The sequence below is a fragment of the Mycolicibacterium vulneris genome, from assembly GCF_002104765.1.
Classification (GTDB): Bacteria; Actinomycetota; Actinomycetes; order Mycobacteriales; family Mycobacteriaceae; genus Mycobacterium; species Mycobacterium vulneris.
Genome location: NZ_NCXM01000019.1, coordinates 20746 through 45523, shown reverse-complemented (window position 1 = coordinate 45523; position 24778 = coordinate 20746). Strand labels below are relative to the sequence as shown.

The following is a 24778-nucleotide window of genomic DNA, read 5'->3' as shown; positions in this document are numbered from 1 at the left end:
TAGCGGCAGCGAACGCCCGGTCCCGGGTGTAGTCTTCGGCGATGGCGACTGGGTCGAGGCACTTTAACGGCAAGATCGAGCTCGACATCCGGGACTCCGAACCGGACTGGGGGCCCTACGCCGCGCCGACCGCACCCGAGAACGCGCCCAACGTGCTGTACCTGGTGTGGGACGACACGGGCATCGCGACCTGGGACTGCTTCGGCGGTCTGGTGGAGATGCCCGCCATGTCGCGCATCGCCGAGCGCGGCATCCGTCTCTCGCAGTTCCACACCACCGCGCTGTGCTCGCCCACCCGGGCGTCGTTGCTCACCGGCCGCAACGCCACGACCGTCGGCATGGCCACCGTCGAGGAGTTCACCGAAGGCTTCCCTAACGCCAACGGCCGCATCCCGTTCGAAACCGGCCTGCTCTCCGAGACTCTCGCCGAACGGGGATACAACACCTACTGCGTGGGCAAGTGGCACCTGACGCCCCTCGAGGAATCGAACCTCGCCTCCACGAAGCGGCACTGGCCGACCTCGCGCGGCTTCGAGCGGTTCTACGGGTTCCTGGGCGGGGAGACCGACCAGTGGTATCCCGACCTGGTGTACGACAACCACCCGGTCACTCCGCCGGGCACCCCGGAGGACGGCTACCACCTCTCGAAGGACATCGCCGACAAGACGATCGAATTCATCCGCGACGCCAAAGTCATTGCGCCCGAGAAGCCTTGGTTCTCCTACGTGTGCCCCGGCGCCGGGCACGCGCCGCATCACGTCTTCAAGGAATGGGCGGACCGCTATGCCGGCAAGTTCGACATGGGCTACGAGCGCTACCGCGAGGTGGTGCTGGAGCGGCAGAAGTCGCTGGGGATCGTGCCGCCCGAGACCGAATTGTCGCCGGTCAATCCGTATCTCGACGTGAAGGGGCCGAGCGGCGAACCGTGGCCGCTGCAGGACACGGTGCGGCCCTGGGAATCGCTGAACGACGAGGAGAAGAGGCTGTTCTCCCGGATGGCCGAGGTGTTCGCCGGGTTCCTGAGCTACACCGACGCCCAGATCGGCCGGATCCTGGACTATCTCGAGGAATCGGGTCAGCTGGACAACACCATCATCGTGGTCATCTCCGACAACGGCGCCAGCGGTGAGGGCGGCCCGAACGGATCGGTCAACGAGGGCAAGTTCTTCAACGGCTACATCGACACCGTCGAAGAAAGCATGAAGCTGTTCGAACACCTCGGCGGCCCGGAGACCTACAACCATTACCCGATCGGATGGGCGATGGCGTTCAACACGCCCTACAAGCTGTACAAGCGCTACGCCTCGCATGAGGGCGGCATCGCCGACACGGCAATCATCTCGTGGCCCAATGGAATTGCCGCACACGGGGAAGTCCGCGACAACTACGTCAACGTCTGCGATATCACCCCGACCGTCTACGACCTGCTGGGCATGACGCCGCCGGAAACGGTCAAGGGCATCGCCCAGAAGCCGCTCGACGGCGTGAGCTTCAAAGCGGCCCTTGCTGATTCGGGTGCCGACACCGGCAAGGGCACCCAGTTCTACACCATGCTGGGTACCCGGGGCATCTGGCATCAGGGCTGGTTCGCCAACACCGTGCACGCGGCGACACCGGCGGGCTGGTCGCACTTCGACGCCGACCGGTGGGAACTTTTCCACATCGAGGCCGACCGCAGCCAGTGCCACGACCTGGCGGCCGAAAACCCGGACAAACTCGAAGAACTGAAGGCGCTGTGGTTCTCGGAGGCGGCCAAATACAACGGGCTGCCGCTGTCGGACCTGAACATCCTGGAGACGCTGGGGCGGTCGCGGCCGTATCTGGTCAGCGACCGGAACAGCTACATCTACTATCCCGATTGCGCCGATGTCAGCATCGGTGCCGCCGCCGAACTCCGCGGCCGGTCGTTCTCGGTGCTGGCCGAGGTGACCGTGGACACCACCGGCGCCGAGGGGGTGCTGTTCAAGCAGGGCGGCGCACACGGCGGCCATGTGCTGTTCATTCAGGACGGGCGGCTGCATTACGTGTACAACTTCCTCGGCGAGCGCCAGCAGGAGGTGTCCTCGTCCGATGCCGTGCCCCTGGGCAGGCATCTGTTCGGCGCCAGCTATTCACGCACCGGAACGGTCGAGAACAGTCACACGCCGCTGGGCGACGTCACGCTGTTCGTCGACGACAAGGTCGTCGGCACGCTGGCCGGGGTGACCACCCACCCCGGCACCTTCGGGCTGGCCGGTGCGGGTATCACGGTCGGGCGCAACGGCGGATCGGGGGTGTCCAGCCGCTACAAGGCGCCGTTCACGTTCACCGGCGGCACCATCACCCAGGTCACCGTCGACCTGTCCGGCCGGCCCTACGTGGATGTGGAAACCGAGATCGCGCTTGCCTTTTCGCGGGACTGATGGGTACCCCAATGATCGCCGGGCCGTCGGCACCGGCCGGCGTACGAGGGCGGCAAATGGCGATCGCGTTCGGGATCGTCGCCTCCGTGATCGTCATCTACGTGCTGTCGCTGATCGCCGTGCACCTGCTGGCGAAATCGGCGCCCCCGCTGCCCGCGGTGGACCTGAGCAAGGTCGAGGCCGAGGACAGCGTCGTACAGGTGCGGCTGGAGAAACTGGACACCGTCGCGAACCGGTTGACCGTCAATGTGCTCGTCTACCCCAAAGACACGTTGTACGACAAGAACTTCGGCGTGCTGACGACCGACGCGGCGGTGCGGCTGTATCCCGACAACGACCTGGGCGACCTGCAGTACCCGGTCGGTAAGGCGCCCGCACAGGTGACCACGACCATCGAGGCGCACGGTGATCCCGCGAACTGGCCGTTCGATTCGTACCGAACCGGGGTCATCTCGGCCGACGTGTTCACCGGCTCCGGCGCCAACAAGGAGAAGACCGCCGCCCGCGTCGAAGCCACCGGCGGGCTGGACGGGTGGGATGCCACCGTCACCCGCGTCCACGACGCCGAAGACAACAACCCAGATCTCAAGGACGACTTGGTGATTACGTTGCACCGGGCCAAGGGGCAACTGATCTTCGACGTCGGCATCTGCCTGGTCTTGATCTCGCTGCCCGTTCTGGCGCTCTGGGTGGCCATTCCCGTGGCGTTGGGAAGGACGTCGTTCCTGCCGCCGCTCACCACGTGGTACGGCGCAATGCTTTTCGCCATCGTCCCGCTGCGTAACATCCTGCCGGGCAGCCCACCGTATGGCTCGTGGGTCGACCAGGCCATCGTGCTGTGGGTGTTGATCGGGCTGGTCGCCGCGCTGACGCTGTTCCTGGTCGGCTGGTGGCGACAGCGCGATCGAAAAGCGCCTACCAAGACCTGAATTCGCTCATTCGGGTTTCGGTGCGTCCACGGAGCTGATCGCGTCGACCGCGCTGGAGACCCGCGCCTGGAAGCCGGCCGACAACGGGATGTAGCCGCTTCTGGCCAGTTCGATCTGGCCGGGGCCGATGGCCGCCTGCAGAAAAGCCTTGACCGCCTTGGTCACGTTTTGCCGACCGTGTCGGTGCCGATCCTGACCGGGCGCAACGACCTGCGGCTGGCCGGCGTCTTGATCTCGGCGGCGAACGGGCCCTGCTGGAGCGCGAACGAGAGTTCGTTGTAGCCGATCGCCCCCTCGGTGCCCTTCACGGCGGCCGCGATGCCGGTGTTGCCGATGGCGCCGGTACCCACGCCGCCGTTGAAGGTCTTGCCCGCACCCTTGCCCCAGGCCCCGCCGGACGCGGACTGCAGGTAGGCCTGGAAGTTGTCGGTGGTGCCCGAGCCGTCGCTGCGGTAGATGCCGACAACGTCATCATCACGTTGCACCGGTAGAAGAGCACGCTGATCTTCGATGCGGGGATCTGCCTCGTCCTCGTCGCCTCGCCGGCCTTGGCATTGACCATCGCCGTGCTGTTCGCCGTCATCCCCATCCGCAATTTCCTGCCCGGCTCGCCGCCGGCGGGAGCCTGGGTCGACCAGGCGCTGGTGCTCTGGGTGCTGATAGCACTGGTGGTGGCGATGGTCATCTTCTTTGTCACGTGGTACCGACAAGCGGATTGAGTCGCGACATAGCCTGAAGGGGTGCGCAGCGAACTGGTCGACCTTCCGGGCGGGTCTTTCCGCATGGGGTCGACCGGCTTCTACCCTGAAGAGGCACCGATCCACACCGTGACGGTGGGGCCGATCGCGGTGGAACGCCACCCGGTGACCAACGTGCAGTTCGCCGCATTCGTCGCCGCCACCGGCTATGTGACGGTGGCCGAGCAGCCGATCGACCCGGCGCTGTACCCGGGAGTGAACGCAGACGATTTGTGCCCGGGCGCAATGGTTTTCCGGCCGACACCGGGGCCGGTCGACCTGCGCGACTGGCGGCAGTGGTGGCAGTGGATGCCGGGGGCGAGCTGGCGCCATCCGTTCGGGCCCGACAGCGATGTCGTGGACCGCGGCGATCATCCCGTGGTGCAGGTGGCGTACCCGGACGCGGCGGCCTATGCGAGCTGGGCCGGGCGGCGGCTGCCGACCGAGGCCGAGTGGGAGTACGCGGCCCGGGCCGGGTCCACGACGACGTACCCGTGGGGTGACGAGGCCACGAGCGGTGGGCGGTTGATGGCCAACACCTGGCAGGGCAGCTTCCCGTACCGCAATGACGGCGCGCTCGGCTGGGTAGGGACGTCACCCGTTGGCACCTTCGCCCCCAACGCTTTTGGGCTTGTCGACATGATCGGCAACGTGTGGGAGTGGACGGCCACCGAGTTCGCCGCGCACCACCGGCTCGACGCGCCGCCCAAGTCCTGCTGCAGCCCGTCGGGCCCGGCCGATCCGTCGGTCAACCAGACGTTGAAGGGCGGCAGCCACCTGTGCGCGCCGGAGTATTGCCACCGCTACCGTCCGGCGGCCCGGTCACCGCAATCGCAGGACTCCGCGACGACACACATCGGGTTTCGCTGCGTGGCGGACTCGTCGTCGGCATAGCAAATCCGTAGCAACGCGCCGGCCGGTTGCGCCGTCGTGTGGCGGCCACACCGGTCGAGACCGCGGGCCGCTCAGCAGAACGTTTCCGCTGTTCAAAAGGGTTCCGCTGACATGTTCTATGGCGATTCGACGCCATCGTCTGACGACGACGGGGCCGATCTCGATGGGCTTCGCGCAGAATTTGGCTCTGAGCTGGTCGTCCCCTAGACTCTAGGGGTTGCCTTGGGCAGACCTCGGCCGGTGCGAATCGGCCCCGCGTGCCCTTCGGTGACACAGACCGCGCACGTCAGGTTTTTGGTGGGTCATGCCCGCCGAATGCCCACCCCGGTGGGTTCTCCTGCCGTGCACACGCAACCCAGGTCAGGAGATCGAGTGATTCAGCAGGAATCGCGACTGAAGGTCGCCGACAACACCGGCGCCAAGGAGATCTTGTGCATCCGTGTGCTCGGCGGTTCGTCGCGACGCTACGCCGGCATCGGTGATGTCATCGTCGCCACCGTCAAGGACGCCATCCCCGGCGGCAACGTCAAGCGTGGGGACGTCGTCAAGGCCGTCGTGGTGCGCACGGTCAAGGAGCGCCGCCGTCCCGACGGCAGCTACATCAAGTTCGACGAGAACGCCGCGGTGATCATCAAGCCCGACAACGACCCGCGCGGGACGCGCATCTTCGGGCCGGTGGGCCGCGAACTGCGCGAGAAGCGGTTCATGAAGATCATCTCGCTGGCCCCGGAGGTTTTGTAAATGAAGGTCAAGAAGGACGACACCGTCCTGGTGATCGCCGGTAAGGACAAGGGCGCCAAAGGCAAGGTGCTCAAGGTCTACCCGGAGCGCGACCGCGTGCTGGTCGAGGGCGTCAACGCAATCAAGAAGCACACCGCGGTTTCGACCAACCAGCGCGGCGCACAGTCGGGCGGCATCGTCACCCAGGAAGCGCCGATCCACATCTCCAACGTGATGGTGGTCGACTCGGACGGAAAGCCCACGCGCGTCGGTTACCGGGTCGACGAGGAGACCGGCAAGCGGGTTCGTATCTCCAAGCGCAACGGCAAGGACATCTGATGAGTACTGCAGAAAAGGTTCAGCCGCGCCTGAAAGAGCGCTACCGCAGCGAGATTCGCGATTCGTTGCAGCAGCAGTTCGGCTACGCCAACGTAATGCAGATCCCGACGGTGACCAAGGTCGTCGTCAACATGGGTGTCGGCGATGCGGCGCGCGATGCGAAACTGATCAACGGCGCGGTCAACGACCTGGGCCTGATCACCGGGCAGCGCCCCGAGATCCGTCGCGCGCGCAAGTCCATCGCGCAGTTCAAGCTGCGTGAGGGCATGCCGATCGGTGCGCGGGTCACCCTGCGCGGCGACCGGATGTGGGAGTTCCTGGACCGCCTCACCTCGATCGCGCTGCCCCGTATCCGCGACTTCCGCGGGCTTTCGCCCAAGCAGTTCGACGGTGTCGGCAACTACACCTTCGGGCTCGCCGAGCAGTCGGTGTTCCACGAGATCGACGTGGACAAGATCGACCGGGTCCGCGGCATGGACATCAACGTCGTCACCTCGGCGACGAATGACGACGAAGGACGAGCGCTGTTGCGGGCCCTCGGCTTTCCCTTCAAGGAGAACTGAGTACATGGCAAAGAAGGCACTGGTCAACAAGGCCGCACGCAAGCCGAAGTTCGCGGTGCGCGGCTACACGCGTTGCAACAGGTGCGGCCGTCCGCGCGCGGTCTTCCGCAAATTCGGCCTGTGCCGGATCTGCCTGCGCGAGATGGCGCACGCGGGCGAACTGCCCGGCGTGCAGAAGAGCAGCTGGTAACAGCCCTAACCCCCAAGACCAACCCAGAAAAGGTGCGCGACAGGCCCCGACCGGGAACCATCGCGAGGAAGGTACCAACGCTGTCATGACGATGACGGACCCGATCGCAGACTTCTTGACACGTCTGCGCAACGCCAATTCGGCGTATCACGACGAGGTGACGTTGCCGCACTCCAAGATCAAGGCGAACATCGCCCAGATCCTCAAGAGCGAGGGCTACATCACCGATTACCGGACCGAGGATGCTCGGGTCGGCAAGTCGCTGATCGTTCAGCTCAAGTACGGGCCGAGCCGGGAGCGAAGCATCGCCGGCCTGCGCCGCGTGTCCAAGCCCGGTCTGCGGGTGTACGCGAAATCGACGAATCTGCCGCGCGTGCTCGGTGGCCTGGGTGTGGCGATCATCTCCACCTCCTCGGGCCTGCTGACCGACCGCCAGGCAGCCCGGCAGGGCGTGGGCGGCGAAGTCCTCGCGTACGTCTGGTAAGGGCGGGGAGGTAACGAAAGACTATGTCTCGCATTGGTAAGCAGCCGGTTCCGGTCCCGTCCGGAGTCGACGTGACGATCGATGGCCAGAAGGTGTCGGTGAAGGGGCCCAAGGGCGTCCTGGATCTGACGGTGGCCGAGCCGATCACCGTGTCGCGCAGCGAAGATGGCGCGATCGTGGTCGCCCGTCCGAACGACGAGCGACGCAACCGCTCGCTGCACGGACTGTCGCGCACCCTGGTGTCCAACCTGGTCACCGGCGTGACGCAGGGATACACGGTCAAGATGGAGATCTTCGGCGTCGGTTACCGGGTGCAGCTCAAGGGCTCCAACCTCGAGTTCGCGCTGGGCTACAGCCACCCCGTGGTGATCGAGGCTCCGGATGGCATCACGTTCGCGGTGCAGTCGCCGACGAAGTTCTCCATCACCGGGATCGACAAGCAGAAGGTCGGCCAGGTCTCGGCGAACATCCGCCGTCTGCGCCGCCCCGACCCGTACAAGGGCAAGGGCGTGCGCTACGAGGGTGAGCAGATCCGCCGCAAGGTCGGAAAGACAGGTAAGTAATCATGGCGCAAACAAAAGCTGACACCGCCACGCGAAAGCCGGTGGGGCAGAGCGTTTCCGCGACTCGGCGCGTCTCTCGGCTGCGTAGGCACGCACGTCTGCGCAAGAAGATCGCCGGCACCCCGGAGCGTCCGCGGCTGGTGATCAACCGGTCCGCGCGACACATTCACGTGCAGCTGGTCAACGACGAGAACGGCACCACGGTGGCCGCCGCGTCGTCCATCGAGGACGACGTGCGCAGCCTGCAGGGCGACAAGAAAGCCCGCAGCGTGCGGGTGGGCCAGCTGATCGCCGAGCGCGCCAAGGCCGCCGGCATCGACAGCGTGGTCTTCGACCGTGGTGGATACACCTATGGCGGACGGATCGCGGCGCTGGCCGATGCCGCACGCGAGAACGGATTGCAATTCTGATGGACAAGAGCTTGAACACGACTGGAAGGACCGCATAATGGCGGAGCAGCCGGCCGGCGGACAAGGCGCCGGCGACAGCCGTGACTCGCGCGGTGACCGCGACAGCCGCGGTCGTCGTGGCGACGGCGGTCGTGGAGGCCGCGACCGCGACGGCGACAAGAGCAACTACCTGGAGCGGGTTGTCGCGATCAACCGTGTCTCCAAGGTGGTCAAGGGTGGTCGGCGATTCAGCTTCACCGCGCTGGTGATCGTCGGCGACGGCAACGGCATGGTCGGTGTCGGCTACGGCAAGGCCAAGGAAGTTCCCGCGGCTATCGCCAAGGGCGTCGAGGAGGCCCGCAAGGGCTTTTTCAGGGTGCCGCTGATCCGCGGGACCATCACCCACCCGGTGCAGGGTGAGGCGGCCGCCGGCGTGGTGCTGCTGCGCCCGGCCAGCCCCGGTACCGGTGTGATCGCCGGCGGCGCCGCCCGTGCGGTGCTGGAATGCGCTGGCGTGCACGACATCCTGGCCAAGTCGCTGGGTAGTGACAACGCGATCAACGTGGTGCACGCGACCGTCGCCGCGCTCAAGCTGCTGCAGCGCCCCGAGGAGGTGGCCGCTCGCCGTGGCCTGCCCATCGAGGACGTTGCGCCGGCCGGAATGCTCAAGGCGCGCCGCGAAAGTGACGCGATGGCCAGTGCGGCGGCACGAGAGGCAACGGCACAACCATGAGTAGTCAACTGAAGATCACCCAGGTGCGCAGCACCATCGGGGCCCGCTGGAAGCAGCGCGAGTCCCTGCGCACCCTGGGCCTGCGGCGGATCCGCCACTCGGTGATCCGCGAGGACAACGCGCAGACCCGCGGCCTGATCGCGGTGGTCAGCCACCTCGTCGAGGTGGAGCCGGCCGAGGCGACGGCCACGGGCACCGGAGGTAGCAAGAAATGACGATCAAGCTGCACGATCTCAAGCCGGCGCGCGGGTCGAAGACCGCCCGCACCCGGGTCGGTCGCGGTGAGGGCTCCAAGGGCAAGACCGCCGGCCGCGGTACGAAGGGCACCAAGGCGCGCAAGAACGTGCCGGTGACCTTCGAGGGTGGCCAGATGCCGATCCACATGCGGCTGCCCAAGCTCAAGGGCTTCCGCAACCGGTTCCGCACCGAGTACGAGATCGTCAACGTCGGCGACCTCAATCGGCTTTTCCCGCAGGGCGGTTCGATCGGCGTCGACGAGCTGGTGGCCAAGGGCGCGGTTCGCCGCAACTCGCTGGTCAAGGTCCTCGGCGACGGCAAGCTGACGGTCAAGGTCGAGGTGACCGCGCACAAGTTCAGCGGCAGCGCCCGCGAGAAGATCACCGCCGCAGGCGGTTCGGCGACCGAGCTGTCCTAGCTCTCCTCCGCGATCAACGCCGATGCCGTGGTGAGCGCGGAATCCAGTGGCGCGGTTCGTGTTTCGGCGTCCTCGGGCATGCCCCGTGAGATGACGATTGACCCCACCATCAGGGCGACGATGCTCCATGCCCGCCGCCGGCGCTCGGCTGGCTCCCCGTCGAGAAACTCGGCAATGCGCTCGACCAGCGCGGTCATCTTGCGCTGGTAGGCGTCTTTGACGGCCGGCTCGGCGCGGGCGACGTCCGCGCTCAAGGCCGGCATCACGCACCCCTGCGCCGGATCCAGGCTGTGATCGGCACTGATGTATTCGGAGATAAAGTCGACCAGGCGTTCCCGCCCCTCCGTGCGCGTCGTCGAATCGGTGTCCGACAGAAACGGTTCGCCCACCCCTGCGTCGATGATCGCCCCGAGCATCGCCTGCTTATTCGGGAAGTTTGAATAGAACGCGCCCGACGTCACGCCGGCAGCAGCCGCCAGGCCGTCCACGCCGACGCCGTTGAAACCGCTTGTTTTCAGGGTCCGTGCGCCGGCATCCAGCAGCGCCCTGCGTGCGCGTTCTTTCTGATCGGGCGGGTATCTCACTGCTCCTCCTTGACGCCTATTTCATCATAGGATAGCGTTCGTTACTATAACGATCGTTATCCTATGATTCAGGCGACGGGAGCGATTCATGGATCGTTCGGCGCGACATGTCTCAGTCGCGATCATCGGCAGCGGTTTTTCGGGTTTGGGCGCGGCGATCCGACTCGACAGGGCGGGGCATCGCGATTTCGTGGTGCTCGAACGCGGCAACGACGTCGGTGGCACTTGGCGCGATAACAGCTATCCAGGCGCGGCCTGTGATGTGCCGTCCCACCTCTACTCATATTCGTTTGCGCTCAACCCGAATTGGTCACGATGGTTGCCCAGCCAATCCGAAATCCAAGACTATATCCGCAATGTCGCGCGCGACACCGGCGTCCTCGACCGCCACGTCTTCGGCTGCGAGGTCACGAGCGCAAGGTGGAACGACGGCCACCGGCGATGGGAGCTGGTGACGGGCCAGGGTGAGCTCACCGCCGACTTTGTTGTCGCGGCGTTCGGGGCGCTGGCCGAGCCGTCGCTGCCCGACATTCCGGGCATAGACACCTTCGGCGGCGAGCTGTTCCACTCCGCGCGGTGGAACCACGACGCCGATATGAGGGGTAAGCGGGTTGCAGTCATCGGCACCGGCGCGTCGGCGGTCCAGATCGTGCCGGCGATCGCCGAGATCGCCGCTCGCCTCGATGTTTACCAACGCACCGCGCAGTGGCTGTTATCACGGCACAAACGTTCCTTCACATCCCTTGAGCGTTGGGCATTTCGCACGATCCCCGGCACTGCGCGCCTCCTGCGGGCCGGCATCTACGCCAACCGGGAAACTTTGATCCTTGGGTTGGCCAAGTCGCCGAGCCTGATGAAGCCCCTCGAGCTGACTCTGCGCGCCAGGATCCACGCCCAGATCAAAGATCCCGAACTGCGGCGAAAAGTCACCCCGGATTTCCGGCTCGGCTGCAAGCGCATGCTGCTGTCCAACGACTGGTACCCCACGCTCGGCCGCGACCATGTGGAGCTCGTCACCGAGGGCATTCGTGAGGTCGACGGCAACCGCATCGTCACCGCCGACGGCACCGCCCGCGAGATCGACGCCATCGTCCTGGCAACCGGCTTTCATGTCACCGGCTCGCCCATGTTCGAGATCGTCCGCGGCGGCGACGGACGCACGCTGGCCCAAAGCTACGCGGACAAGGGAAGGCAGGCCTACAAGGGAACCACCGTCGCCGGTTTCCCCAACATGTTCCTGTTGCTCGGCCCGAACACCGCGTTGGCCCACACCTCGATGATTTTCATGATCGAGTCTCAACTCAATTACGTCGTCGACGGCATCGGCGCCATGAAAGCCCAGGGCCTCAAGACATTCGAGGTCCGCCGCGAAGCGCAAGACACCTACAACGAGAGGCTGCAACGCAAACTAGCTCCGTCGGTGTGGAATACCGGCGGCTGTCTGTCGTGGTACCTCGATGCGCACGGCAACAACACCACCCTGTGGCCTGACTTCACCTTCCGGTTCCGAAGCCAAACAAAGCGTTTCGACATCGGCGCCTACATCACCACCTGAAAAATTCAACGAAAGGCACTTTGATGGCAAGCAAGCAGGCAGAGCAGTTCGCAGAGTTCTTGGGCGTGCTGAGCGCTCGATCCTCCAATCCCGACCTCGACCTGGCGGCGGTACGAGACATCATCGAGACGATGCATCTGGCGGCCAAAGAACCGGAGGGCGTCAGCTACCGAGAGGTGAACGCGGGTGGGGTGGAGGCACTTTGGTGCATTCCGGCCGAGAGCGACCCGGAGGCTGTGCTGCTGCACAGTCATCTGGGCGGCAGCGTGTTCGCCTCAATGCACTCCGATCGAAAGGCCGCGGCACACCTCGCCCGCGCAGCGGGGGTGCGATCCCTCGTGATCAATTACCGTCGCTCGCCGGAGCATAAGTTCCCCGCCCAGCTGGACGACATGCACAGCGCCTACGACTGGCTGCTGCGACAGGGCCGACGGCCCGAACGCATTGTCAGCGTTGGTCACTCGGTGGGCGGCAACCTCGCGGTGAGCCTTGTCCAGCGGCTACGCGACGAAGGCGCCGCGCTGCCAGCGGCGATCGTGTCGATTTCGCCGTGGGTGGACTTGGCCCTGACGAACGAGACGCTCACCAGCAACGCCGATCGGGATAAGCTACTTTCGCGTCCACTGCTCGAGTTCTTCCGGTCGGCCTGGCTCGACGGAACGGCTGTGGGCTGGGAAGACCCGCGGGTGAACCTGCTCGCCGCCGATCTGTCCGGGTTGCCACCGATGGCGGTGTTCTGGGGGACAGACGAGCTACTCGCCGGCGAGGCGGCGGAATTCGCCCGTCGTGCCCAGGCGGCGGGTAATGACGTGTTGGCACGAGCCGTCCCGGATGCTCAGCATTCTTTCATCGTCGCCGCCGGCAGGGTGCCCGAAGTAGACGCCGCGATCACCGAGATCGGCGCGTGGCTGCGATCCAAGCTCGGTCTCGCGGCGTTGCTGGGCGTCGCGAAATGAACTACGCCGCAGACTATTTCACTAATAGCAACAGCCAGGAGGCCGACTTCGCTGGGCAAGTGCGTCGCAACCAGCAAGAACTCGCGTCACGACTCAAGCCGGACTACGACTTCATCGTCTGCGGATCGGGCTCCTCGGGATCGGTAGTGGCGCGTCGGCTGGCCGAGAACCCCAGTGTGAGCGTGTTACTCCTCGAAGCCGGTGGCCACGACGACGTGCCGGCCGTGATGAGGGCGGAACAATGGCCACTCAACCTCGGTAGTGAACGGGACTGGGGCTTTTTCTCGCAGCCCAGCGAGGAGCTCAACGGTCGCTCCATTCCCATGTCGATGGGAAAGGTCGTCGGCGGTGGCTCGAGCATCAACGTGATGATTTGGGCACGCGGACATAAGAGGGACTGGGATTTCTTCGCGACCGAAGCCGGCGATCCGGCATGGAACTACGATTCGGTGCTCGAGATCTACCGCGCCGTTGAGGACTGGCACGGTGCACCGGATCCGGACTATCGGGGAACCGGCGGGCCGGTCTTCGTTCAACCCGCACCCGATCCCAGCCCAATCGCGCAGGCCATGGTCGAAGGCGCGCAATCCGTGGGAATCCCGTCGTTCGAGAACCAGAACGGCCGGATGATGGAAGGACCTGGGGGCGCCGCGATCACCGACCTTATCCTCCACGACGGGTACCGCCAATCCGTGTTCCGGTCCTACGTCTTTCCCTACATGCACCGGCCGAACCTCACAGTGCTCACCGCTGCGTTGGTGACCCGGGTGATCTTCGATGGCCACACCGCGACCGGTGTGGAATTCACTCACAGTGGCAGCCTGCACCGCGTCGCCGCCGCGAGCGAGGTGGTGCTATCCCTCGGTGCGATCAACACTCCCAAAGTGCTGATGCAATCGGGCGTCGGCGACGAAGCCGAATTGCGGCGACATGGCATCCCCGTCGTGCAGCATTTGCCCGGCGTGGGCCGAAACCTGCAGGACCACGTCGGGTTCGACTGCGTCTGGGAATATCGACAGCCACTGCCGCCGCGCAATAACGGCGTCGAGGCGACGTATTTCTGGACCAGCATCACGGGCCTGGACTCTCCCGACCTGCAGACCTGTCAAGCGGAGTTCCCAAAGTCGTCCAGCGCCGAGAACACCGCCAGATTCCGCCCGCCCGAAACAGGCTGGAATCTGTTCGGTGGTCTGGTGCAACCCAAGAGTCGCGGCGAGATACGCCTGACGGGGCCGAGTCCGCTCGACCCGGTCGAGATCCACGCCAACATGCTGTCTCACCCTGATGATGTCAAGGCGGCGATCGCATGCGTGGAACTTTGCCGCGCAGTTGCGAACTCAGCTGAGCTGCGGGCGTTCACCAAACGCGAAGTCATGCCCGGCAATCTCAAACGTGCCGAACTGGAGCGGTTTGTCCGCGATGCCGCCTCCAGCTACTGGCACCAAAGCGGATCGGCCAAGATGGGACAAGACGCCATGTCCGTCGTCGACGGCGCACTGAAAGTGTATGGGATGCAACGCCTGCGCATCGCCGACGGCTCCATCATGCCGCGCGTGACGACCGGTAACACCCAGGCGCCGTGCGTCATCATCGGTGAGCGCGCCGCGGCGATGCTGCGAGCCGAGCATCACGCTTAGCTCAGCTGCGGAATCACTTCTGCTGCAAGGCGTTCCATCTGCTCGTGGTTCTCGGCGGTGTCGGTGCCGACGGGGTTCAACAGCACCATCTGCGCCCCGGCGTCGATGACCTCACGCAACCCGCGCGCCACGTCGTCGGGTGTGCCGGACACCGGTACGTCCTGCACACCGGGCATCTCTCCGTAGATGCGGTCGAGCCCGGCGAGCACACGCTCACGGGCCCTGGCCGCGTCGTCGTCGACCATCAGATACACCCGTTTGCCGATGGTGAAATTCGCGGGGTCCTTCTGCTGCTCGTCGAGCTCGCGGCGCACGACGGTGACGGCCCCGGCGAACGCCTCGGTGGTCGACGAACCGGCGCCCATGAACGAGTCGCCGTGCCGCACCGCGCGGGCCAGCGCCTTGGGCGCGAGGCCGCCGAACCAGATCGGCGGGTGCGGCCGCTGCACCGGCTTGGGCTGGATCGGCAGGTCGTCGACGTCGCGGAACCGACCGTGAAACGTCACCCGCGGCTCGTCGGACCAGGCCGCCTTCATCAGCTTTAGGCCCTCGGTGAAATACGAGATGTAGGTGTCTTTGTCCACGCCGAAGGCCGCGAATTGCCGCCTGCCGCCACCCGGCGCGACACCAAGGTCCAGCCGGCCGTGGCTGAGCCGGTCGACGGCGGTGGCGGCCGAGGCCAACTGCAGCGGGTCGTGCAACGACGTAACCAGGACCGCGACGCCCAGGCGCAGCCGCTCGGTGCAGGCCGCGCAGTACGCCAGCAGCTCCAGCGGTGCCAGCAGCGGTGCGGGCCCGATGATCTGCTCGAGCAGCCAGCCGCCCTCGAACCCGAGCTCTTCGGCGCGCGCGAGAAATGCGCGCAACCCGGCTCCGTCGAAGCCCTCGTAGTCGAACTGCGGGATCGCGATGGAGAACCTCACCCGACCACCGTACGGCCATGCATCGGTAGTCTGCAGACATGTTCGCTTTCCTGCCCTCGATCCCCGGCGTCGGCGAGGTTCGGGCCCTTGCCGGCCGGGTCGACACCGCCCGCCATCACGGCGTGCCCAACGGCTGCGTGCTCGAATTGGACCTGCGCTCGGTGCCGCCGGAGACGTCGGGCTTCGATCCGCTGGCGATCATCACCGGGGGCAGCCGGCCCGTCGCGCTACGCGACATGGTCGCCGCCATCTACCGGGCGGCCGAAGACCCGCGGGTGGCCGGGCTGATCGCCCGGGTCCAACTCAGCGCGTCCCCGTCGGCCGCGGTGCAGGAGCTGCGCGAGGCCATCGTCGCGTTCACCGCCGTCAAGCCGTCACTGGCCTGGGCCGAGACCTACCCGGGCACGCTGTCGTACTACCTGGCTTCGGCGTTCGGTGAGGTTTGGATGCAGCCCGCCGGAAGCGTCGGGCTGATCGGCTTCGCCAGCAATGCCACCTTCCTGCGCGACGCGTTCGACAAGGCCGGCATCGAAGCCCAATTCGTCGCGCGCGGCGAATACAAATCGGCCGCAAACCGTTTCACCGAGCACGGCTTCACCGAGGCCCACCGCGAGGCCGTCACCCGGATGCTGGAAAGCCTGCAGGAACAGGTGTGGGAAGCGGTGGCGCACTCGCGCAAGCTCGACGCCGGTGTGCTCGACGCGCTGGCCGACCGGGCCCCGCTATTGCGCGAGGAGGCCGTGTCGTCGGGACTGGTCGACCGGATCGGGTTCCGGGACGAAGCCTATGACCACATTGCGGAACTGGTTGGTGTGCAAGATGTTTCCGAGGAGAACACGCCACCGCGGCTGTACCTGTCGCGCTACGCCGGCGCGGACCGGTCCCGGCTGACCCCGCCGGTGCCCTCGGTTCCCGGACGCCGCCCCAAGCCGAAGGTGGCCGTCATCAACATCGACGGCACGATCGTCGACGGGCGCGGGGGACCACAGTTCTTGCCGTTCGGCGCCTCCACCGTCGGAAGCGACACCATCGCCCCGGCGTTGCGGGAGGCCGCCGCCGACGAATCGGTGTCCGCGATCGTGCTGCGGGTGAACAGCCCCGGGGGCTCGGTGACCGCATCGGAAACCCTTTGGCGCGAAGTGAAAAGGGCTCGCAAACGCGGCAAGCCGGTGGTGGCGTCGATGGGTGCGGTCGCCGCGTCCGGCGGCTATTACATCGCGGTGGCCGCCGACGCGATCGTGGCCAGCCCGGCGACCATCACCGGTTCGATCGGGGTGATCACCGGCAAGCTGGTGATTCGCGATCTGCTGGAGCGCCTCGGCGTCGGGCTGGATAGCGTGCGCACCAACGCCAATGCCGATGCCTGGTCGATCGAGACGCCCTTCACACCCGAGCAGCGTGCCCACCGGGAGGCCGAGGCCGACCTGGTGTACGCCGACTTCCTGGAGCGGGTCGCCGACGGCCGCAACCTGACCACCGAGGCCGTCGATCGCGTCGCCCGGGGCCGAGTGTGGACCGGCGCCGACGCGCGCGAGCGCGGCCTGGTCGACGAATTGGGCGGCTTCCGCACCGCGCTGCGACGCGCGAAAATCCTTGCCGGACTTGACGAGGACACCGACGTGCGCGTCGTGACCTACCCGGGTGGCTCGCTGCTGGACATGCTGCGCCCACGGGCCTCCTCGCAACCGGCTGCCGCTTCGGTGCCCGACGCGCTGGGCGCGCTGCTGGGCCGCACCATCGGCAGCATCCTGGACAACGCGGAGCGGTCCTACACCGGGGCCAGCGCGTTGTGGCCGGGCCCCTGGCGGCTCTAAGCGGCTCTAGTGCAGCTTGGCGCTGATGAAGATGATCTCGCCGAGCGGGTCGTCGTTTTCCGGGGCGGGCGCCTGGATGCCGTTGCGCTCGAACAGTTCCGTCCGGGTGATGCCCTCGGGTCGCCAACCGATGCTGGACAGGTAGTCGACGACGTGGTTGCGTTCGCCGGCGTAGACGAGCGACGCCATGTCGATGTCGACGCCGTGCTCCCGGAATGACCCGGACATCTCGCGCACCCGTTCCGCATCGAAATCCACTATGCCGGGCACGAATTCGGTGGCGATGGTGCTGCCCGGAACGCTGAGCGCGGTGATGTTGTCGAACAGCCGGTCCTGGGCCTCGGGCGGCAGGTAGATCAGCAGGCCCTCGGCCAGCCAGGCCGTGGGCGCCGTCGTGTCGAATCCCGCCGCCTTCAGCGCGGCGGGCCAGTCGGCGCGCAGATCGATGGGGATGGTGCGCCGCGACGCGGTCGGCTCGGCGCCGACCTCGACCAGGGTGCTGCTCTTGAACTCGATCACCCGCGGCTGGTCGATCTCGTAAACCACCGTGCCCGCCGGCCAGGGCAGCCGGAAGGCGCGCGAGTCCAGCCCGGAGGCCAGGATCACCACCTGACGCACCCCACCGCCGGTCGAGTCGATGAAGTAGTCGTCAAAGTACTTGGTGCGCACGGCCATTCCGTCGACCATCGACTGGATGCGCACCGGCGAGGCGTTCTCGATCGCGTCCACATCGAGGTCACCGTCCATCATCTTGGTGAAGAAGTCCACCCCGACCGCGCGCACCAGAGGTTCGGCGAACGGATCGTTGATCAAACCGCGGGGATCCTTGGTCGCCATCGCGCGCCCGGCCGCGACCATGGTCGCGGTCGCACCGACACTAGACGCCAGATCCCACTCATCGTCATGAGTGCGTGACATAGTCGACAACCCTAACCGAGCGTCACTTGAGGGCGGCGGCGACGTAGCTCATCTCACCGAAGGTGGCCGCCATCTCGTCCTCGGGGAATTGGAAACCGTTGCGGGCGTACAACTCCCGGGCGGGAGACGGCGTGACCTGCCACCCGCTACGGGTCAGGTAGTCGACCACGACGTTGCGCTCGCCCCGGTAGAACAGGTCGGCGGCGTTGAGGTTGAACCCGAAGCGCTGCCAGCGTTCGGAGATGCGCGCCAGGCGCTCGTCGGAGAACGCGTTGGGGTCGGGGACGTGTTCGGTCGCTAGCCGGCTGCCCGGGGCGCTGAGCGCGGTGATGTTGTCGAACAGCCGGTCCTGGGCCTCGGGCGGCAGGTAGGGCAGCAGCCCTTCGGCGCTCCACGCGGTCGGCTGGGTGACGTCAAACCCGCCCTCGCGCAGCGCCGCCGGCCAGTCGTCGCGCAGGTCGATGCTGATGGTGCGGCGCTCGGCGGTGGGAGCCGCGCCGAGCCCGGCGAGCGTGTCCGTCTTGAACGCGATGACCTCCGGCTGGTCGATCTCGTAGACCACGGTGCCCGCCGGCCACGCCAACCGGTAGGCCCTGGTGTCCAGTCCGGAAGCCAGGATCACCGCCTGCCGCACACCGTCTTTGGTGGCGCCGATGAAGAAGTCGTCGAAAAACCTGGTGCGCACCGTGATCTGCTCTGCCCGCGACTTGCGGTTGAACAGCGGGTCGTCCTCGAAGTCGATCTCGCCGTCGACGATGCGGATGAACGGGTCCAGCCCGACGGCGCGCACCAGCGGGTCGGCCAGCGGATCGTCAAGCAGGGCGTCGGGTCCCTGCGACGCCACGGCGCGGGACGCGGCGACCATGGTGGCCGTCGCTCCCACGCTGTGTGCCGGTCCCCAGCTGTCGCCGTCGGTGCGTCCCGCGTCGGTGGTCATCCTCTGGCTCCTATTTCTCGCCGAGCGTGCCGCTGGTGTACAGCATCTCGCCCATGCGCATGTCGTTGTCGGTGAGGGGGTCAAGTCCGTTGGCCGCGAACAGTTCTCTGATGCTGGCGCTGTTCAGCCGCCAGCCGCGGTCCGCCAGGTAGGGAGCCGCCTCGTTGCGGTCACCGAAGTAGACCAGGCCCGCCAAGTCCAGCTCGAAACCGTGGGCACGCCAGCGCTCGGAGATCGTCTGCATGCGCTCCTTCATCTTCTCCTCGTCGCCGGGCTCGGGGTTGGGCGCGCTTTCGGTGGCCAGCCGGCTGCCCGGCGCGCTGAGCGCGGTAATGGTGTCCAGCAGGCGATCCTGCGCCTCGGGCGGCAGGTAGCCGAGCAGGCCCTCGGCGCTCCACGCGGTCGGCCGGCCCGGGTCGAACCCGGCGTTGCGCAGCGCGGTGGGCCAGTCGTCACGCAGGTCGACGGGCACGGCCCGCCGCTCGGCGGTGGGGGCGGCGCCCAGGTCGGCCAGCGATCGCGTCTTGAATTCGATGACCTGCGGCTGGTCCACCTCGTAGACCACGGTGCCTGCCGGCCACGCCAACCGGTACGGGCGGGCGTCCAGGCCGGAAGCCAGGATCACCGCCTGCTTGATGCCCGCGTTCGTGGCGTCCAGGAAGAACTCGTCGAAGAACTTGGTGCGGACCGCCATGTTGTCCGCCATCCGCGACATCGCCCCGGCCGACCCCGCGGCACCGTCGTGCACGTCGTTCAGCTCGGCGGGGTCCAGCTCGCCGCTGGCCAGCCGGGAGAGCAGGTCGACGCCGACCAGCTTGACCAGCGGCTCGGCGAAGGGATCGTTGATCAGCGGTTTGTCGGCGCGGGCGGCCATGGCGCGGGCCGCCGCGACCATGGTCGCGGTCACGCCGACGCTGGACGCCAGGTCCCAGGTGTCGCCTTCGTACCTGGTGGAAGTCATTCGTGTGCCCCTATCGGAGGTAGTCAATCTAATATTTAGCCGATATAACAAGCTTCTCCCACTGTACGCTTCCCGCGATTCGCGGCAACCTTTACTGATGGCGTACGCAACGCCCTCCGGAATGGCGGCTAAACGGGTGCTCGTCACGGGTGCCCCGTCGGGATTGGGGGCGGCCCTGGCCGACCTGGCGCTGCGTGCCTGGGATGCGCTCGGCGGCGTCGATGTGCTGATCAACAACGCCGCGATGCCCAAGCGGCGCAGCGTCATCGCGCTGAAGCCGGACGAGGCCGAAGAGGTCATGCGGGTCAACTTCTTCGCCCCGATGCGCCTGACGCTCGCGCTGTTGCCGCGAATGCTGGCACGCGGATCGGGCACCATCGTCAACGTGTCCAGCGTTGGCGGCAGGCTTGGGATCATCCACGAAAGTGTCTATTGCGCAAGCAAAGTCGCGCTGTGCGGCTGGAGCGAGGCGATGGCCGTGGACCTGCACGACACGCCGATCTCGGTGAAGCTGCCCGAGCCGGGGCCGGTCGATACCGAGATCTGGGACCACCCGGAAAAGGTAGTCGACGCCAAAAACGCCGACCTGGACGCGTTCATCACCGGCGCCGCGGGGATGGCGCCGCGATGAAGGCATTGGTCTACGGCGTGCCACCGGAGCCCTTCGAGGTCGCCGACGACGCCAACCCGTTGACCCAGAACCTGGCGCGCACCCCGACCGCTTTGCGCGACCTGCCGGATCCAGAACTGCCGCACGAGGACTGGGTGATCACCCGGCCGCGGTTGACCGGCATCTGCGGGTCTGACTCCAAGCAGATCCTGATGGACTTCGGCGAGGGTGACACCGACAACGCCATGGCCGCGTTCTGTTCGTTCCCGCAAGTCATGGGCCACGAGGTGGTCGCCGACGTGGTGGCGCTGGGCCCCAAGGCCCGGGGGCTGAGCGTGGGGGAGCGGGTGGTGCTCAACCCGTGGCTGTCCTGCGGGCCGCGCGGCATCCAACCGCTTTGTCCCGCTTGCGAAGCCGGCGACTACAGCCTGTGCTGGAGCTTCACCGACGGCGACATCAAGCCGGGCATCCACACCGGGGTCTCGGCCGACGTCACGGGCGGCTACGCCGAACTGATGCCGGCGCACGACAGCATGCTGTTCGCCGTGCCGGACTCGATTCCCGACGAGATGGCCGTGTTCGCCGACCCGTTCTCGGTGTCGCTGCATTCGATCACCCGCCACCCGCCGCCGCGTTCGGGCGCCGCACTGGTGTACGGGGCCGGCTCGCTGGGATTGTGTGCGGTCGCGCTCCTGCGGGCGTTGTATCCCGACGTGGCCGTCGCGGTGGTGGCGCGCTTCGCCGCGCAGGCCGAGCTGGCCCGACAGTTCGGCGCCGCGAAAGTCCTTGCGCACGAACCGTGTACGGACATCATCGAAGAGCTCGTCGCGTGGGGCGGTGGCCGGCTGCGCCGGCCGCTGCAGGGCCTGCCGATGGCCCACCCCGGGGCCGTCGACGTCGTCTACGACACCGTCGGCAAGCCCGAGACCTTCGAGGTCGGCGTCCGGGTGCTGCGTTCGCGAGGAACGCTGGTGAAGGCAGGCGTTCACGCCCCGGGCCGGTGGGAGGACAGCCCGCTCTACTTCAAAGAGCTTTCGTTCGTCGGCTCGAACGCCTTCGGCGTCGAGGAGGTGGACGGGCAGCGCAAGCACGCCATCGCCCACTACCTCGACCTGGCCGCCGCGGGCCGAATGGACCTGCGCCCCATGCTCACCACACCTTCGGCCTGCGGGAGTGGCGCGACGCCTTTCTGGCGATCGCCAATCAGGGCGACAGCGGCGCGGTGAAGGTGGGCATCGACCAGCGTCAGGTGTTGGCGCGCAGGTAGCCGTAGACCGAGGCGAAGTTGCGGTTGACGTCCTCGGGGATCGGCACCGGACCGCCGAGAGCGCGAGCGCCCCAAACGATTTGGGCGGTGCGCTCGACCAGCGCGGTGATGTGCAGGACCTTGTCCGGCCGCGGCCCCACCGCCACCAGGCCGTGGTTGGCGATCAGGGCGGCGCCGCGGCCCTCGAGCGCGGAGACCGCGTTGGCGCCGACCTCCGGGGTGCCGGACGCCGCGTACTCGGTGCAGCGGACGTCGCCGCCGCAGTACACCGCGAACTCGTCGATGCACGCCGGGATCGATTCGTGGGCGATGGCGAACATGGTCGCCCACACCGGATGGCTGTGGATGACACTGCCGACGTCGTCGAAGGCCCGATAGCAGGCCAGGTGCAGCTGCATCTCCGACGACGGGGAGCGGCCCTCGGCCGCCTGCAGCACCGAGCCGTCCGCGTCGACGAGCACCAGATCATCGAGCTGCATGTCGTGGTAGTCCACCGACGACGGGGTGATGACGACGTTGCCGTCGGCGCGCCGCGCCGAGATGTTGCCGGCCGTCCCCTCCACGAGGCCGCGGCGCAGCATGTCCTTGGCGGCGTCCAGCACCGCGGCCTCGGGGTCGTCGACGAACTTCATGGCACCAGCACCTCCGGGTTGACGATGTGAGCGGGCGTGTTGCCGGCCAGCAGCGCCTCCAGGTCGTCGGCCACCATCTGCGCCTGTCGCGCCTCGGTGTCGAAGGTGGCGCCCCCGATGTGCGGCGTCAGCACGACGTTTCGCATCCCCACCAGCGGGTGATCGGCAGGCAGCCGTTCGCCGGCGAAGTGGTCCAGGCCCGCGGCGCCCACCTTGCCCGCGACCAGGGCGTCGACCAGGGCGTCGGTGTCGTGCAGCTGGGCGCGGGCGGTGTTGAGGAAGACCACGCCGTCGCGCATGGCGGCGAACTCCCGGGCGCCGATCATGCCGGCCGTGTCGTCGGTGACCAGGGCGTGCAGCGAGACCACGTCGGCCTCGCTCAGCAGCTCGTCGAGGCTGTGCCGCGCTTCGGGGTTGTAGGGGTCGTGCGCGATCACTCGCAGCCCCAGCCCGGACAACCGCCACCGCGTTGCGCGGCCGACGGCGCCGAGGCCCACCAGCCCGGCGGTGAGCCCCGCGATCTCGGCGGCACGGAACCGCTGATACGGGATGCTGCCATCGCGAAAGATGTTGCCGCTGCGCACATCCGCGTCCGCGGTCAGCACGTGACGGGTGGCGGCCAGCAGCAGGGCCACCGTCATCTCGGCGACCGCATCGGCATTGCGGGCCGGGGTGTTCAGCACCGGGATGCCGGCCGCGGTGGCCCCGGCGATGTCGACGTTGTTGGGGTCGCCGCGGGTGGACGCGATCACCCGCACGCCCTGCTCGAACACCGGGCCGCGCACCGAATCGCCTTCCACCACCACGATTTCGGCGGCTTCGCCGGCGATCCGATCGGCCAGCTGCTCGGGGCTGTAGATGCGCAGCGGGGTCTGCTCGATCCAGGGGTCGTACACCACGTCGGCCAGCTCTCGCAGTTTGGCGAAGCCCGGCCCCCGCATCGGGGCGGTCACCAACGCGCGTGGTTTGGACGTCACGAGTGCCAATGCTGGCGTACGGTGACGCCCGTGTCACGCAAAGACGTCACAATCGGCATCGACGTCGGCAGCACCGCGGTCAAGGCGATCTCCGCCGACGCCGACGGCAACGTGACGGCCCGCGTGCGCATCCCCCATGAGCTGCGGGTACCGGCGCCCGACCGGCTGGAGCACGACGCCGAGGCAGCGTGGCGGCGTGGGCCGTCGGCCGCCTTGAACGAACTGGCCCACCAACCCCGCATCGCCGCGGCGGCCGTCTCGGCGATGGTGCCGTCGATGACCGCCGTCGACGACACCGGTGCGCCCATCACGCCCGGACTGCTCTACGGCGACGGCCGGGGCCGCACCCCCGGCGGCCCGGAACAACAAGCGCAGCCGCTGCCCGCGCTCGGCGAGGCCGCAGAGTTCTTGCGCTGGACGGCCGAGCAGGCGCCGGGCGCCGCCGGCTACTGGCCCGCGCCGGCGGTGGCCAATCACGCGCTGTCGGGTCAGCCGGTGATCGACATCGCCACCGCCGCCACCGCGTTCCCCTTGTTCGACGGGACCGGCTGGAATCCCGAGGCGTGCGCGGAACGCGGCGCGGCCGTCGAGCAGCTGCCGCGGGTGGAGAGCATGGGAGCCGTCGTCGGGCAGTTGCGCGGCACCGACGCCGCGCTGGCCACCGGCGCCATCGACGCGCTGTGCGAACAGATCGTCGCCGGCGCCGACCACGACGGCGACGTCCTGGTGATGTGCGGCACCACCCTGATCGTGTGGACCACCATCGCCGAGGCCCGCCAGATGCCCGGCCTGTGGACCATTCCGCACACCGCGCCCGGCAAGAGCCAGATCGGCGGGGCCAGCAACGCCGGCGGGCTGTTCCTGGGCTGGGTGGATCGCGTTGTGGCACCGGCGGACCCGACCACCGTCGAACCCGGGCGCGTCCCGGTGTGGGCGCCCTATCTGCGCGGCGAACGCACGCCGTTCCACGATCGGGACCGCCGGGGCGTGCTCGAGGCGCTGGATCTGACCCACGACGCCGCCGCGCTGCGCCGCGCCGCCTACGAGGCGTCCGGGTTCGTGGTCCGCCGGCTCATCGAACTCGGCGGGGCGCCGGTGTCGCGCATCGTGGCCACCGGCGGCGGCACCCGGCTGGGGCCGTGGCTGCAGGCCATCGCGGACGCCACCGGGCGGCCGGTCGAGGTGTCCGGGGTGGCGGAAGGGGCCGCGCTGGGGGCGGCGTTTCTGGCGCGCATGGCGGTCGGCCTGGAGACGACGATCGCCGACGCCTCCCGATGGGCGCGCATCGAGCGCGTCGTCGAGCCCGATCCGGCCTGGGCGAGCGCTGTCGAGGATCGCTACCAGCGCTTCCAGGAGCTGGAAAACCGCAGATGTAGCGCGGTGGCCCCACCGGCGTTCTAGGCTGGTGC

At 67.4% G+C, this 24778-nt stretch carries 26 protein-coding genes and 3 pseudogenes; 21 read left to right on the top strand and 8 right to left on the bottom strand.

Annotated elements, in window-relative coordinates; translation table 11 throughout:
* Positions 1–41: 41 nt before the first annotated feature.
* Together B8W69_RS18395 and B8W69_RS18390 are read left to right on the top strand one after the other, a co-directional pair.
* The gene (locus tag B8W69_RS18395) at positions 42–2402 is read left to right on the top strand and encodes an arylsulfatase (protein ID WP_085291236.1); all 2361 of its coding nucleotides are present in this window, start codon (positions 42–44) and stop codon (positions 2400–2402) included.
* Complete coding sequence (locus tag B8W69_RS18390) at positions 2402–3331, top strand: DUF4436 domain-containing protein (RefSeq protein WP_085291235.1); 930 nt, start codon at positions 2402–2404, stop codon at positions 3329–3331. Before B8W69_RS18395 ends, B8W69_RS18390 begins: the two co-directional genes overlap by 1 nt.
* Before the next feature lie 6 nt (positions 3332–3337).
* On the opposite strand, the pseudogene B8W69_RS31480 reads toward B8W69_RS18390, so the two are convergent.
* A pseudogene (locus tag B8W69_RS31480) lies at positions 3338–3852 on the bottom strand (substrate-binding domain-containing protein); the annotation flags it as partial.
* On the opposite strand from B8W69_RS31480, the pseudogene B8W69_RS31475 reads away from it, so the two are divergent.
* The 12 genes and pseudogenes from B8W69_RS31475 to rplO form a co-directional block, all read left to right on the top strand.
* Positions 3823–4050 (top strand): annotated as a pseudogene (locus B8W69_RS31475) (DUF8686 domain-containing protein); the annotation flags it as partial. The pseudogenes B8W69_RS31480 and B8W69_RS31475 sit on opposite strands and share 30 nt — an antisense overlap.
* 21 nt (positions 4051–4071) lie before the next feature.
* Positions 4072–4962, top strand: a complete 891-nt coding sequence (locus tag B8W69_RS18380; RefSeq protein ID WP_085291234.1) for a formylglycine-generating enzyme family protein — start codon at positions 4072–4074, stop codon at positions 4960–4962.
* Between the two features lie 372 nt (positions 4963–5334).
* The gene (gene rplN / locus B8W69_RS18375) at positions 5335–5703 is read left to right on the top strand and encodes a 50S ribosomal protein L14 (RefSeq protein ID WP_003403649.1); all 369 of its coding nucleotides are present in this window, start codon (positions 5335–5337) and stop codon (positions 5701–5703) included.
* Positions 5704–6021: a 50S ribosomal protein L24 gene (rplX, locus tag B8W69_RS18370; protein ID WP_064877073.1), complete on the top strand. Its 318-nt coding sequence runs from the start codon at positions 5704–5706 to the stop codon at positions 6019–6021.
* The gene (gene rplE, locus B8W69_RS18365) at positions 6021–6584 is read left to right on the top strand and encodes a 50S ribosomal protein L5 (RefSeq protein ID WP_064950238.1); all 564 of its coding nucleotides are present in this window, start codon (positions 6021–6023) and stop codon (positions 6582–6584) included. Before rplX ends, rplE begins: the two co-directional genes overlap by 1 nt.
* Before the next feature lie 4 nt (positions 6585–6588).
* A complete protein-coding gene (locus tag B8W69_RS18360; RefSeq protein ID WP_007167851.1) occupies positions 6589–6774 on the top strand; it encodes a type Z 30S ribosomal protein S14 in 186 nt (61 codons plus the stop codon).
* A gap of 85 nt (positions 6775–6859) precedes the next feature.
* On the top strand, positions 6860–7258 hold the full coding sequence (gene rpsH, locus B8W69_RS18355) for a 30S ribosomal protein S8 (protein WP_065056829.1): 399 nt from the start codon (positions 6860–6862) through the stop codon (positions 7256–7258).
* Between the two features lie 23 nt (positions 7259–7281).
* Positions 7282–7821, top strand: coding sequence for a 50S ribosomal protein L6 (gene rplF / locus B8W69_RS18350; RefSeq protein WP_085291233.1), 540 nt, complete (start codon positions 7282–7284; stop codon positions 7819–7821).
* 2 nt (positions 7822–7823) lie between these two features.
* Positions 7824–8231 (top strand): 50S ribosomal protein L18, encoded by a 408-nt coding sequence (gene rplR / locus B8W69_RS18345; protein ID WP_085291232.1) that lies wholly within the window; start codon positions 7824–7826, stop codon positions 8229–8231.
* A 37-nt stretch (positions 8232–8268) separates the two neighbouring features.
* Entirely contained in the window at positions 8269–8943 is a 675-nt protein-coding gene (gene rpsE, locus B8W69_RS18340) for a 30S ribosomal protein S5 (RefSeq protein ID WP_064877068.1), read from the top strand.
* Positions 8940–9158, top strand: a complete 219-nt coding sequence (gene rpmD, locus B8W69_RS18335) for a 50S ribosomal protein L30 (protein WP_065029918.1) — start codon at positions 8940–8942, stop codon at positions 9156–9158. Before rpsE ends, rpmD begins: the two co-directional genes overlap by 4 nt.
* A complete protein-coding gene (gene rplO / locus B8W69_RS18330; protein WP_085291231.1) occupies positions 9155–9598 on the top strand; it encodes a 50S ribosomal protein L15 in 444 nt (147 codons plus the stop codon). Before rpmD ends, rplO begins: the two co-directional genes overlap by 4 nt.
* On the opposite strand, the gene B8W69_RS18325 is transcribed toward rplO, so the two are convergent.
* Positions 9595–10182, bottom strand: a complete 588-nt coding sequence (locus tag B8W69_RS18325) for a TetR/AcrR family transcriptional regulator (RefSeq protein ID WP_085291230.1) — start codon at positions 10180–10182, stop codon at positions 9595–9597. The two genes, rplO and B8W69_RS18325, sit on opposite strands and share 4 nt — an antisense overlap.
* Positions 10183–10270: 88 nt before the next feature.
* On the opposite strand from B8W69_RS18325, the gene B8W69_RS18320 reads away from it, so the two are divergent.
* The 3 genes from B8W69_RS18320 to B8W69_RS18310 are packed head-to-tail and all read left to right on the top strand — an operon-like array spanning position 10271 to position 14330.
* Positions 10271–11737, top strand: coding sequence for a flavin-containing monooxygenase (locus B8W69_RS18320; protein ID WP_085291229.1), 1467 nt, complete (start codon positions 10271–10273; stop codon positions 11735–11737).
* Between the two features lie 23 nt (positions 11738–11760).
* Entirely contained in the window at positions 11761–12693 is a 933-nt protein-coding gene (locus B8W69_RS18315; RefSeq protein ID WP_085291228.1) for an alpha/beta fold hydrolase, read from the top strand.
* On the top strand, positions 12690–14330 hold the full coding sequence (locus tag B8W69_RS18310; RefSeq protein WP_085291227.1) for a GMC family oxidoreductase: 1641 nt from the start codon (positions 12690–12692) through the stop codon (positions 14328–14330). The genes B8W69_RS18315 and B8W69_RS18310 overlap by 4 nt, the downstream gene beginning before the upstream one ends.
* Here the strand turns inward: B8W69_RS18310 and B8W69_RS18305 are convergent.
* On the bottom strand, positions 14327–15253 hold the full coding sequence (locus B8W69_RS18305) for an LLM class flavin-dependent oxidoreductase (protein WP_085291226.1): 927 nt from the start codon (positions 15251–15253) through the stop codon (positions 14327–14329). The two genes, B8W69_RS18310 and B8W69_RS18305, sit on opposite strands and share 4 nt — an antisense overlap.
* A 38-nt stretch (positions 15254–15291) precedes the next feature.
* On the opposite strand from B8W69_RS18305, the gene sppA reads away from it, so the two are divergent.
* Entirely contained in the window at positions 15292–17067 is a 1776-nt protein-coding gene (sppA, locus tag B8W69_RS18300; RefSeq protein ID WP_085291225.1) for a signal peptide peptidase SppA, read from the top strand.
* A 6-nt stretch (positions 17068–17073) separates the two neighbouring features.
* Here sppA and B8W69_RS18295 read toward each other — a convergent pair whose 3' ends face one another.
* From B8W69_RS18295 to B8W69_RS18285, 3 genes are read right to left on the bottom strand one after another with little or no spacing between them, the layout of a single operon-like run.
* Positions 17074–17985 carry a class I SAM-dependent methyltransferase gene (locus tag B8W69_RS18295; RefSeq protein WP_085291224.1) on the bottom strand — a complete coding sequence of 304 codons (912 nt, stop codon included), beginning with the start codon at positions 17983–17985 and terminating at the stop codon, positions 17074–17076.
* Positions 17986–18007: 22 nt separating this feature from the next.
* Positions 18008–18922, bottom strand: a complete 915-nt coding sequence (locus B8W69_RS18290) for a class I SAM-dependent methyltransferase (RefSeq protein ID WP_085291223.1) — start codon at positions 18920–18922, stop codon at positions 18008–18010.
* A gap of 10 nt (positions 18923–18932) precedes the next feature.
* On the bottom strand, positions 18933–19883 hold the full coding sequence (locus B8W69_RS18285; RefSeq protein WP_085291222.1) for a class I SAM-dependent methyltransferase: 951 nt from the start codon (positions 19881–19883) through the stop codon (positions 18933–18935).
* Positions 19884–20004: 121 nt separating this feature from the next.
* Here B8W69_RS18285 and B8W69_RS18280 point away from each other — a divergent pair, with 121 nt between their 5' ends.
* A complete protein-coding gene (locus B8W69_RS18280) occupies positions 20005–20514 on the top strand; it encodes an SDR family NAD(P)-dependent oxidoreductase (protein WP_085291295.1) in 510 nt (169 codons plus the stop codon).
* A pseudogene (locus B8W69_RS18275) lies at positions 20511–21760 on the top strand (zinc-dependent alcohol dehydrogenase). Before B8W69_RS18280 ends, B8W69_RS18275 begins: the two are co-directional and overlap by 4 nt.
* Here the strand turns inward: B8W69_RS18275 and B8W69_RS18270 are convergent.
* Together B8W69_RS18270 and B8W69_RS18265 are read right to left on the bottom strand one after the other, a co-directional pair.
* Entirely contained in the window at positions 21739–22392 is a 654-nt protein-coding gene (locus B8W69_RS18270; RefSeq protein WP_085291221.1) for an L-fuculose-phosphate aldolase, read from the bottom strand. The pseudogene B8W69_RS18275 and the gene B8W69_RS18270 overlap by 22 nt on opposite strands.
* Positions 22389–23369: an NAD(P)-dependent oxidoreductase gene (locus B8W69_RS18265; RefSeq protein WP_085291220.1), complete on the bottom strand. Its 981-nt coding sequence runs from the start codon at positions 23367–23369 to the stop codon at positions 22389–22391. Before B8W69_RS18265 ends, B8W69_RS18270 begins: the two co-directional genes overlap by 4 nt.
* 30 nt (positions 23370–23399) lie before the next feature.
* Here B8W69_RS18265 and B8W69_RS18260 point away from each other — a divergent pair, with 30 nt between their 5' ends.
* On the top strand, positions 23400–24770 hold the full coding sequence (locus B8W69_RS18260) for a xylulokinase (protein WP_085291294.1): 1371 nt from the start codon (positions 23400–23402) through the stop codon (positions 24768–24770).
* Positions 24771–24778 lie beyond the last annotated feature (8 nt).

Coding starts and splice junctions, on each gene's coding strand:
- rplR (WP_085291232.1), top strand. CDS start 7,824: ATGGCGCAAACAAAAGCTGACACCGCCACGCGAAAGCCGGTGGGGCAG.
- rplE (WP_064950238.1), top strand. CDS start 6,021: ATGAGTACTGCAGAAAAGGTTCAGCCGCGCCTGAAAGAGCGCTACCGC.
- rpsE (WP_064877068.1), top strand. CDS start 8,269: ATGGCGGAGCAGCCGGCCGGCGGACAAGGCGCCGGCGACAGCCGTGAC.
- B8W69_RS18310 (WP_085291227.1), top strand. CDS start 12,690: ATGAACTACGCCGCAGACTATTTCACTAATAGCAACAGCCAGGAGGCC.
- B8W69_RS18295 (WP_085291224.1), bottom strand. CDS start 17,985: ATGTCACGCACTCATGACGATGAGTGGGATCTGGCGTCTAGTGTCGGT.
- B8W69_RS18395 (WP_085291236.1), top strand. CDS start 42: ATGGCGACTGGGTCGAGGCACTTTAACGGCAAGATCGAGCTCGACATC.
- B8W69_RS18290 (WP_085291223.1), bottom strand. CDS start 18,922: ATGACCACCGACGCGGGACGCACCGACGGCGACAGCTGGGGACCGGCA.
- B8W69_RS18390 (WP_085291235.1), top strand. CDS start 2,402: ATGGGTACCCCAATGATCGCCGGGCCGTCGGCACCGGCCGGCGTACGA.
- B8W69_RS18270 (WP_085291221.1), bottom strand. CDS start 22,392: ATGAAGTTCGTCGACGACCCCGAGGCCGCGGTGCTGGACGCCGCCAAG.
- B8W69_RS18360 (WP_007167851.1), top strand. CDS start 6,589: ATGGCAAAGAAGGCACTGGTCAACAAGGCCGCACGCAAGCCGAAGTTC.
- rplF (WP_085291233.1), top strand. CDS start 7,282: ATGTCTCGCATTGGTAAGCAGCCGGTTCCGGTCCCGTCCGGAGTCGAC.
- rplO (WP_085291231.1), top strand. CDS start 9,155: ATGACGATCAAGCTGCACGATCTCAAGCCGGCGCGCGGGTCGAAGACC.
- rpsH (WP_065056829.1), top strand. CDS start 6,860: ATGACGATGACGGACCCGATCGCAGACTTCTTGACACGTCTGCGCAAC.
- B8W69_RS18315 (WP_085291228.1), top strand. CDS start 11,761: ATGGCAAGCAAGCAGGCAGAGCAGTTCGCAGAGTTCTTGGGCGTGCTG.
- B8W69_RS18320 (WP_085291229.1), top strand. CDS start 10,271: ATGGATCGTTCGGCGCGACATGTCTCAGTCGCGATCATCGGCAGCGGT.
- B8W69_RS18280 (WP_085291295.1), top strand. CDS start 20,005: ATGGCGGCTAAACGGGTGCTCGTCACGGGTGCCCCGTCGGGATTGGGG.
- rplX (WP_064877073.1), top strand. CDS start 5,704: ATGAAGGTCAAGAAGGACGACACCGTCCTGGTGATCGCCGGTAAGGAC.
- sppA (WP_085291225.1), top strand. CDS start 15,292: ATGTTCGCTTTCCTGCCCTCGATCCCCGGCGTCGGCGAGGTTCGGGCC.
- rpmD (WP_065029918.1), top strand. CDS start 8,940: ATGAGTAGTCAACTGAAGATCACCCAGGTGCGCAGCACCATCGGGGCC.
- B8W69_RS18285 (WP_085291222.1), bottom strand. CDS start 19,883: ATGACTTCCACCAGGTACGAAGGCGACACCTGGGACCTGGCGTCCAGC.